The sequence below is a fragment of the Endozoicomonas sp. ALB115 genome, from assembly GCF_049310245.1.
Classification (GTDB): Bacteria; Pseudomonadota; Gammaproteobacteria; order Pseudomonadales; family Endozoicomonadaceae; genus Endozoicomonas.
This window is the reverse complement of record NZ_JBLYZG010000106.1, coordinates 1-9,231: the sequence shown is the minus strand read 5'-3', so window position 1 is coordinate 9,231 and position 9,231 is coordinate 1. Positions and strand designations below refer to the sequence as shown.

Sequence of the window (9,231 nt, the reverse complement as noted above, 5' to 3'; positions counted from 1 at the left end):
ACGATCAGCCAGAATCCATGTTCACGCCTGGCCAGAATTCGTGTTCACGCTTTGCCAGAATGAGCGTTCACGATTAGCCAGAATATGCACCTGATCACTCACTCTCCGGCCTGACACCCAATTGCACAAGATATCCATAAAGATCATCAATCACGTTTTGTAACTCTTGCGTCACCTTTTCAGGCGTTTTGGCAGATGGTTCTGTTGGCTGCTGTGTGGTCGCTGATGCTGTGGGGTTTTGGCCAATGGCCCTGAACTCTTGCTCCCATGGCGCACAAGAGCGATCACTATAATAACGAAGGTCTTGCATGCTCTGACTTTCGGCACTGACTTTTGCCGGTTGACAGTGTTGATTTGATAAGTGAGGGGAACTATACGGCCTGGGTTGACATGTCTGGATCTGTTGTTCTGCTATTTTCCCTTCAAAAAATAATGTTTTGTCTTTGACTCTTTCCACTGAATCTTCCGCTGCAGGATGTGTTGTCGATGGTTTCTGACGGACTGAAACTTCCGGATCTGAATGCCGGGAGGCTCGCAAAGACGCTAAAGATTTTGATGGATCATGATCTCCCCTGGTCTGACCATCCGGGAGCATTTTTTCCGGCTCTTCTCTTCGCAAACTCCTGTTTAATGCTTGTACTTCCGATTGGTTTTCTGTTGACGGTCGGTGATCAGGAAAAGTGGTTGAGTGGTCAACAGAGAAGGGTGTTGGTGACGATCGGTCCATGGAACAACCTTGTTAGGCAAATTTAAAGAAGTTACCCATGAAAGAGACATCAATCTGATCGTGGTGTTCATGCCGACGTGAGAATAATTTTGTTAAATTACCGATGGCTATTAACGACTCTAGTACATGGTTTCAATGTAATTGATGGGTTCCTTCGATCAATGACTCCCAAGCTCCGTTCGTCCTGAGCGGAGTCGAAGGGCGTAAACACCGTGCCTTGAATAAAGACTGTGCCAATCACCCTTCGTCCGTGCATCCTGAGCCGAGCCGAAGGGCGCTCAGGGTGAACGGAGATTGTACACATCAAACTTATTGAAATGATGTACCAGTCAATAGTCGCAGACTGGGACTATCTATAACGGTTTACCTGATCCCGTAATTCCATCGCTGCGTTCCTTGCGGCTTCAGCAAAGTCATCGCCACCACTGGCATAAATAATGCCACGGGATGAGTTCACAATAATTCCCTGGCCTTTGCTGTTCAGGCCATTTTTAACGGTTGCTTCCACATCGCCACCCTGAGCGCCAAGGCCCGGCACCAGGAACGTCATATCTCCGGTAATGTCCCGAATACGCTTTAGCTCCGTTGGGTTTGTGGCACCAACAACCAGCAGGATATTGTTATGCTTATTCCACTGCTCCTGACACATCCGGGCAATCACTTCATACAGCATGGCCGACTCACCATTGGCCTGGCGGACCGACAGGTTCTGAATAGCAGCAGCGCCGGGGTTTGAGGTGCGGCACAGAACTACCGTTCCCTTATCTGCATAGCCTGAGAATGGCTCTATGGTATCAATCCCCATATAGGGGTTTACGGTCACCGCATCGGCCTGATAACGCTCAAAGGCTTCAATGGCGTACTGGCTGGCAGTGCTGCCAATATCACCACGCTTGGAGTCGAGAATGACCGGGATAGCCGGATATTGAGTACGAATGTAATCAATGGTCATGGCCAGCTGATCTTCAGCACCATGGGCATGATAATAGGCCGCCTGGGGCTTATAACAGCAGACCAGGTCGGCGGTTGCATCAATGATGGCTTTATTGAATGCAAAGATGGACTTATCCATCGCCTGAATAGCGGCAGGAAAGCGCTCGGGTGAAGGGTCAAGGCCAACGCACAACAGTGTGTTGTTGTTCTCCATGGCAGCCTGAACCCGATCAAGAAACCCCATTGTTAACCTCAGCGTTAGGTAAAAAGTGCTGAGCGGGGAGTCTAGCAGTATCCGTTATCTTTATACATGCTTTGGTGGGGCTTAACCCGGATATTTCATAAACGTGCTCCCAATCTCGCTTGTCCTTTGCCGCTCTAAGGGAGTTTTGCTCAGTCGACCGTACTCCGCGGTACGGCGCTCCCTCACAAAATCCCTTAGAGCGACAAAGTCCGGCGCGAGATTCGGGGCAGTTTATGAAATATCCGGGTTAAAGCCATTACCCCATTTTCACATGCTTTGGATGTTCCCTGACCCGTTTAAGCCAGGCCATGATAAAAGGAAAATCGGTCAGACCATACCCGCCCTCCGGTGCAATATGCGTGTAGCCATACAGGCTGATATCAGCGATGGTCATCTGGTCACCAACCAGCCAGTCATGATGCTCCAGGTGCGTCTCCATTACCTGTAGTGCCTTGTAGCCACTGGCTTTCTTGGCCTGCAGAGCAGCCTCATGCTTTTTGGGTCTGCCAAGGAATTTCACGATAAACCTGGCCGTTGCAATATAAGGCTCGTGACTGTATTGCTCAAAAAACTGCCACTGGAGAACTTTTGCCCTGAGGAAAGGGTCTGAAGGGAGATAGTCAGTGCCGTCAGCCAGATAGTTCAGAATGGCATTGGACTCCCACAGGTAATTCCCGTCGGGTAATGCCATGACCGGAATCTTGCCATTGGGGTTCATGGCCAGAAACTCATCGGTATGCGTTCCGCCACCCAGAATATTGGTGTGCTCCCACTCACAGTCAATATCCAGGTGGCTCATCAGCAGCTTGATCTTGTAGCAGTTGCCGGACTGGGCATCTCCGTAAACTTTGTACACAGGCTTCCTCCTGTTTGCCAAAATTTTGTCCGATATTGGTACTCTTTATTCAAAGACGGTGCAAGTCTATTTTGTGGAAGAAGAATGGGTGCGACAAGCTTCCCTTTTGCTACATAGACAGTAAATGACATTGTTCATTTTCTATCTACAGTGAGCATTCAAATGCCACTCTCGATAGAATGCAGGCTTTCTATAAAATTCCAGGGTATATGGTAATGATCGATAGTGACGATTTGATGAGTGGTGAGGCCATCATCGAAATAGTTGAAAACCAGCTGGCAGAAAATAACCCACCAAGGGTAAAAGAGACCCTGATGAGGCTGATGCTGGAAGGTGTTGAGCGGGAAGAAGCCATTCAGTACATCGCCTGCGCCCTGTGTGTTGAGCTGCTGGATGTGGTTAATCATCAGACGGCGTTCAATGAACAGCGGTATAACACGAACCTGGATGCTCTGCCGGAAATGCCATGGGCTGAGGATCTTTAAGTAGTAGGGCAGTCTATTCTCGGTCAGCCTCCCGCAGAATTCTAACACCGCACGACTGCATGGATGCAGGAGCGAGCGCAGGAGCCGTTGCCGGGAGTGACTGATCATCTGGTCAGAAAATATGTTTTATTTGGTTAACTATTTAAGTGGGCCGCTACCCTGCCAACGGATTTAATGAAAGGAAAAGGGATCAGGATATAAATTGAACTATCAGTTAATTTGCTTGTCCAAAATTCAGCAAACTTAATTTTATTATTAAATTTGAATACGGCATTAAAAAAATTAAAAGCCAAAAAAGCCTCTAACTTCATAGAATTATATCAGAGAGAGTAACGAAAAGGAGTTTATCAATGGACACAGCTATTAATGTTGCTCAATCCAAAGATAGTGTTGATTTCGGCAATACAACCGCCAGATCATAAAAAGGAAAGAGCAGCCTCATTAGCTGGTCGCGATGTTTCTGTTCATGAAGAAAGTCGGCCCCAGCGCCAGAACCCCGTTGGTCCTGAAGAGCAATCCAGTCTTGCAAACTTTGAGATTCAAACGCATGATCCTCCAAAAACACCCGTCAATTCGGACCAGGACACCAGGGTGGCTAATCTGGAGGAACCATTTAACCCTCCTGTATCTCTGACATTCGAAGGCTCTATTAACTATTCTGTTGTCGGACGTCTGAATTTTAAAAAATTAATGCTCGTCGTCATCGATATTCACACAACCAAAGGAGCTTCTCATATTGGTTTTCATCCTGGAATGTCTTTAGACGGTACAGCGAACGCCAAGGTTGAAGTGTTAGAGGGAAACGAGAAAACGATCATTACGTTTATAGATGATTATGGATGTGAGTCGGCAAAACTCCATATTGGTAATGATTATTGGAAACATTATTCTCTTCCCGATCTGATTGATCAGTATAAAACCTACAAACTCATGTGAACAGGCATGAATGCATGAAAATTAACCTGCACGACATTTTTATACAGTCTACACTGCTGGTGCCGCTGTTAAACATGAGTCATGTTGTATGAATGAGTATTCATCCTTGCTGTTACACAGCATAGAACTGGCAAGGCAAAGTGCTGATCATGGCCAGCTGCCATTTTCAGCACTGCTAGCACAGGAAGGTCGTGTCGTCATAGAGGCGGGAAACACGTCCATTGCCGATAATGATGTAACCCGGCATTCAGTGATGAATCTGATTTCCAGGGCTCATCAGATACTCTCTCAGCATGAACTGGAACAGTGCACACTGTTCACAAATTCTGAGCCCTGCGCCATGTGTTCTGGCGCTATTTACTGGGCAGGCATCTCTAAAGTTGTATTTGGTTGCAGTGGCAAAACACTCCAGCAACTATCAGGACAGTCTATTGATATAGATTGCCATGAGATTTTTAAAGGCTGCCACCCGACCATCGATGTTGTTGGCCCGATTGAAGAAGAGCGAGCCTCCGAACTGATCATGGAGTTCTGGCCGCACCCGTCATAAAAGTATTACTGCCTGTCTTTTGCTTATCATCCATAAGTTTTTATTATCCCTTCCGCCACAAAAAAACTCTGCTGATCTCAATCGGCTGACTTTTCCGGGTTAAGTGAGTTCGGGTGGTAATAATACTTATAAAATGGTAAAAATGTGCACGAATTCACATTTTTTACGGATTGGCTAAGGTTGCTTTGATCCACTGATGATGCCAAAACCGGATTTTTTCGTGCAACGGATAATTTGCCGTGCCCAGAGCCGTAGATTACCCGTCATCCAGCAGTAGCCACGTTTCAACTAACGACAAGAATTAAAGTGCATACAACCAACAAAGAAACCACTTATAACAATAAGCAGGCTTCTCTCTACCCATGGTTCTGGCATGCCCTTGCACCTTATTGGCGTGTCTACAGAGATGTGCTGCTGGCCAGTCTTCTGGTCAATCTCTTTGCCCTGGTATCCCCACTGTTTGTTATGAATGTATACGACAGGGTTGTTCCTAACCAGGCATTTGAAACCCTGTGGATGCTGGCAACCGGCGTTGTCCTTGCGTTCTTTTTTGAGGCCGTTATTCGACTGATCCGATCCCGCTATATTGACCTGGCTGGACGACAGGTTGATCTCACCCTGTCTTCCCGCCTGATGGATCGCCTGTTAGGGCTGAAGCTATCCAGTCGCCCCGGCAGTGCGGGAAATCTTATGAATCAGCTGGCCGAGTTTGACAGCGTTCGCTCTTTTATTACCTCGACAACGGTCATGGCGTTCATCGATTTGCCGTTTGTTGTGCTGTTTCTTGGGCTGGTGGTCTGGCTGGGTGGCTGGCTGGTAATCATTCCGGTTGTTTGCATTGGTATTGCCCTGACTGTGGCCTGGCTGCTGAACAGGCCTCTTCAGTCCGTGATTGCCCGGCAGCAGGGGGCTTCAGCCCAGCGTCAGAACTTTTTAATGGAGCTGTTACTCGGGCTGATTTCGGTGAAGAGCTGTAATGTTGAAAACCAGAATCAGAGGCAGTGGAGCCAAATAAACCGTGAGGTTGCCGATGCCTCGCTTAAAATACGTCATCTGCAGACCATTACCGGGCAGGTCACCACATTAATGCTTCAGCTGAACACCGTTGCACTGGTTATATCTGGTGTTTATCTCATCAGTGTGGGTGATCTTTCCATGGGCGGGTTAATCGCCATCATGATGATTTCCGGTCGCTGTGCTGCCCCTGTCTCACAGGTGATTGGTTTATTGAACCAGTATGAAAAAACAGTGCAGGCACTGGATCATACCGGGCAAATCATGAACCTTCCCCAGGAGTATCCAGAGGAGCGCAAATTGCTCCGGCCTGATAGGTTTCAGGGGCATTTTTATATCAATAATATGTCGTTTGCTTACCCGAATGCTCCTGACCTGCTGAGTGATATAAATCTGCAGATTCCGGCGGGAACCAGGCTGGCCGTTCTCGGGCGGATGGGTTCTGGAAAAAGCACTTTCCTGCAACTGCTGATGGGGCTCCGGGAGCCTGGCAAAGGGTTGATTGGTGTCGATGGTATGGATCTTCGTCAGATTGATCCGAACTGGTTTCGCCGTCATGTAGGCTATGTTGGGCAACGCACAGAACTGTTTAACGCGTCATTGCGTGACAACATCACCATGCACCGTGAAGGGATCAGCGACAGTGATATTGTGCGAGCACTGGAGCAGTCCGGTTTGCAGGACATAATCCAGGCGGGCAGTGCAGGCCTGGATTTTATGGTGGGTGAGGGCGGACGGCATCTGTCCGGTGGTCAGGCTCAGGCTGTTGGCCTGGCACGGGCCCTGGTGACAAACCCGCTGGCCATTATTATGGATGAACCTTCCAGTGCCATGGACTCACAGGCGGAGGCGCGTTTTCGCCAGCTACTTCTGGAACTGAAAGAGACCACCGTCATACTGGTGACACACAAAATGAATCTGCTGGATGCGATGGACCATATTGTGGTGCTTGATCAGGGAAAAATCAGTGTCAGTGGCAGTACTAATGATGTGTTAAGGGGGGCGAACAAGGCTCAACACTCTGCACCGAAGACCGCAGAGGAGGTTGTGATTTGAAATGAGTGACCTCGCCAACCATCAAGGCTCTGACTGGCATGCTGCCAGCGAGGCGGAAATCAATAAAATCACCAGAGGAAGCCGTCCACTGATCATGACAGTTGCCCTCTGTCTTCTGACTTTTATCCTCTGGGCAGGCTGGTGTGAGCTGGATGAAATTACCCGTGGAGAAGGAAAAGTGATTCCTTCCAGCCAGGTGCAGAATGTCCAGAATATGGAAGGTGGTATTGTTGATGATATTCTGGTTTCTGAAGGCGAACTGGTGGAACAGGGGCAGGTGCTGATGGTGATGGACGACACCCGGTTTACCTCCACCCGCCAGGGCCAGCTGGCCAACCGTCATGCATTGATGGCCAGAAGGGCTCGTTTGCTGGCAGAAGTGGAAGGCGGAGAGCCGGTCATGCCTGAGTTGCTGACAGCAAACGTGCCGGTGCTTGCCGACCGGGAGAAGGAACTCTTTCATCATCGCCAGCTGGAACTGGCCAGTAGTATTGGTGTTTATCAACAACAGCTGACCCAGCAGAAGAAACAGGCACTTGAGACAAAAGCGCAGCGAGAGATGCTGGCACGCCGTTTTGCGTTGCTGGATGAAGAACTCCAGCTTGCCCGTGATCTGTCTGCAGAAGGCGCAGTGTCCAGAGTCGAAGTGCTCCGTCTTGAACGACAGGTCAGTGATACCCGGGGTGAAAAAATCATTGCCGAGAAAAATCTGGAGCGGATTGCTGCACAACAGGAAGAGACACAACAACGAATTAATGAGGCACAGCTGAACTTCGTCAATAAAGCACGAGTAGAGTTAAACGAAACCCTTGCCCAATTGCATGAACTAACCGCAAAAGAAACCGCCGTCAGTGACCAGGTTGAACGTACCCGGGTCAAGGCACCAATGAAAGGCGTGGTAAAGCAGATTCTTGTCAACACCGAAGGCGGTGTTGTCCAGCCGGGTATGGTGATGATGGAACTCATCCCCGTAGACGACACTCTTGAGGTTGAAGCCAGAATCCGGCCACAGGATATTGCATTTCTGCACCCGGGCCAGAAAGCCACGGTTCGCTTTACCGCCTATGACTTTACTATCCACGGCGGTCTTGATGGAGAACTGACGCATATCAGTGCCGACACCATCACGGATGAACAGGGCGAAAGCTTTTATCTGGCCAGAATCAAAACCGACAAGAGCCACCTGGGCAATGAAGGTGATAACAGCCGCCCCGTTATCGTCGGAATGGTCGCCTCAGTAGATATTTTAACCGGCAAGAAAACACTCCTTGAGTACCTGTTAAAGCCGGTGTTGAGAGCCAGACAGCTGGCCTTCAGCGAACGATAAACATTTTGATCTGAAAATTACAACTGACACAGGGCCGGAGTTGCCCGGGAACAATAACAAGGAGCCAGTCGTGGACACTATTCAGGAAGCTACTGCCAGCAAATCTGCCGGATCCATTCACTTTGCCATTGGCAAGGTCGAGGCCATTACCCCTGACGGAACTCGTCGTGTACTTCAGGCTGGTGATGTCGTCTACCCAAACGAAACAGTCATAACCGGAGCCGACGGTTTTATTCATATCGACCTGTTTGATGGCCAGGTACTTGAACTGAGCAATAATGATGAGTTCAGCTTTACCGCCTTCTATCAGAATTTCCTGCCAGACGATGCAGAAATAGAAATAGAAGCGGAACAGTTTGAACTTCCGCCAGTCCCGGATACTCCTCTACCCGCAACAGGCCAGCCGGATAGTCAGGTTAATTCAGGTTTTGGCAGCCAGACTATTCTCGATCTCAGCGGTATTCAGGTGGAACCGGAGGCGGGTTTTGATACTTCCGGGGTTCAGAGGGGGACTGAGGACAGTGAAAGCTTTGTTGCTGATGAACTATTAGACATTGATGAAAATGACGCCCCAATAATTACGAGTAATGGCGGCGGCGATAAAGCTGTAATCGAAGTTCTGGAAAATAGTAATACAGTGACCAAAGTTACAGCGATAGATGTCGATCAAAGCGGTCGTGATCTTATTTTCAGTATTTCAGGAGGGGCAGATTCTAGTTCTTTTGAGATTGAAGCTGATGGCACTCTCAGTTTCATAACAGAGCCAGACTTTGAAAGTGGTAAAATAAGCTATGAGGTTGAAGTTCAAGTTAGTGATGGATTCAGGGTCGATACTCAAGCCCTGACTGTAAATGTCGCACCGCAGAATGACAACTCCCCAAAGGCGGAGAATGACCGTTACCGCCTGGAAGAGGGTGGTGAGCTCAGTGGCCGCAACATCATCCGTGACAACGACACAGACAGTGACCTGCCAGCCGACACCCTGACCATCGCGAGTGTCAACGGCACCGTCTGGGCGGACCTGGCCGACAGTGATGACGCTACTTACACCGCCGCAGCGGGCTACAAAAAAGTTGCCACGGCCAACGGGGTTGTGTTCATCA

General features: G+C 48.9%; 9 protein-coding genes. 6 read left to right on the top strand and 3 right to left on the bottom strand.

Features of this window, described 5'->3' with window-relative positions; translation table 11 throughout:
• Positions 1-94: 94 nt before the first annotated feature.
• The 3 genes from ACO6VE_RS23230 to ACO6VE_RS23220 form a co-directional block, all read right to left on the bottom strand.
• A complete protein-coding gene (locus ACO6VE_RS23230) occupies positions 95-727 on the bottom strand; it encodes a hypothetical protein (protein WP_422444634.1) in 633 nt (210 codons plus the stop codon).
• 349 nt (positions 728-1,076) lie between these two features.
• A complete protein-coding gene (gene pyrF / locus ACO6VE_RS23225) occupies positions 1,077-1,904 on the bottom strand; it encodes an orotidine-5'-phosphate decarboxylase (RefSeq protein WP_422444636.1) in 828 nt (275 codons plus the stop codon).
• A gap of 256 nt (positions 1,905-2,160) precedes the next feature.
• The gene (locus ACO6VE_RS23220) at positions 2,161-2,760 is read right to left on the bottom strand and encodes a glutathione S-transferase family protein (protein WP_422444638.1); all 600 of its coding nucleotides are present in this window, start codon (positions 2,758-2,760) and stop codon (positions 2,161-2,163) included.
• 215 nt (positions 2,761-2,975) lie between these two features.
• On the opposite strand from ACO6VE_RS23220, the gene ACO6VE_RS23215 reads away from it, so the two are divergent.
• The 6 genes from ACO6VE_RS23215 to ACO6VE_RS23190 form a co-directional block, all read left to right on the top strand.
• Positions 2,976-3,245: a hypothetical protein gene (locus tag ACO6VE_RS23215; protein WP_206679410.1), complete on the top strand. Its 270-nt coding sequence runs from the start codon at positions 2,976-2,978 to the stop codon at positions 3,243-3,245.
• 366 nt (positions 3,246-3,611) lie between these two features.
• A complete protein-coding gene (locus tag ACO6VE_RS23210) occupies positions 3,612-4,181 on the top strand; it encodes a hypothetical protein (RefSeq protein WP_422444640.1) in 570 nt (189 codons plus the stop codon).
• Between the two features lie 88 nt (positions 4,182-4,269).
• The gene (locus ACO6VE_RS23205) at positions 4,270-4,731 is read left to right on the top strand and encodes a nucleoside deaminase (RefSeq protein ID WP_422463742.1); all 462 of its coding nucleotides are present in this window, start codon (positions 4,270-4,272) and stop codon (positions 4,729-4,731) included.
• A 306-nt stretch (positions 4,732-5,037) separates the two neighbouring features.
• The gene (locus ACO6VE_RS23200) at positions 5,038-6,801 is read left to right on the top strand and encodes a type I secretion system permease/ATPase (RefSeq protein ID WP_422463740.1); all 1,764 of its coding nucleotides are present in this window, start codon (positions 5,038-5,040) and stop codon (positions 6,799-6,801) included.
• 1 nt (position 6,802) lies between these two features.
• A complete protein-coding gene (locus ACO6VE_RS23195; protein WP_422463738.1) occupies positions 6,803-8,128 on the top strand; it encodes an HlyD family type I secretion periplasmic adaptor subunit in 1,326 nt (441 codons plus the stop codon).
• A gap of 70 nt (positions 8,129-8,198) precedes the next feature.
• On the top strand, positions 8,199-9,231 hold a 1,033-nt coding region (locus ACO6VE_RS23190), incomplete at its 3' end, for an Ig-like domain-containing protein (RefSeq protein ID WP_422463736.1).

Coding starts and splice junctions, on each gene's coding strand:
- ACO6VE_RS23230 (WP_422444634.1), bottom strand. CDS start 727: ATGGACCGATCGTCACCAACACCCTTCTCTGTTGACCACTCAACCACT.
- pyrF (WP_422444636.1), bottom strand. CDS start 1,904: ATGGGGTTTCTTGATCGGGTTCAGGCTGCCATGGAGAACAACAACACA.
- ACO6VE_RS23215 (WP_206679410.1), top strand. CDS start 2,976: ATGATCGATAGTGACGATTTGATGAGTGGTGAGGCCATCATCGAAATA.
- ACO6VE_RS23210 (WP_422444640.1), top strand. CDS start 3,612: ATGTTGCTCAATCCAAAGATAGTGTTGATTTCGGCAATACAACCGCCA.
- ACO6VE_RS23205 (WP_422463742.1), top strand. CDS start 4,270: ATGAATGAGTATTCATCCTTGCTGTTACACAGCATAGAACTGGCAAGG.
- ACO6VE_RS23195 (WP_422463738.1), top strand. CDS start 6,803: ATGAGTGACCTCGCCAACCATCAAGGCTCTGACTGGCATGCTGCCAGC.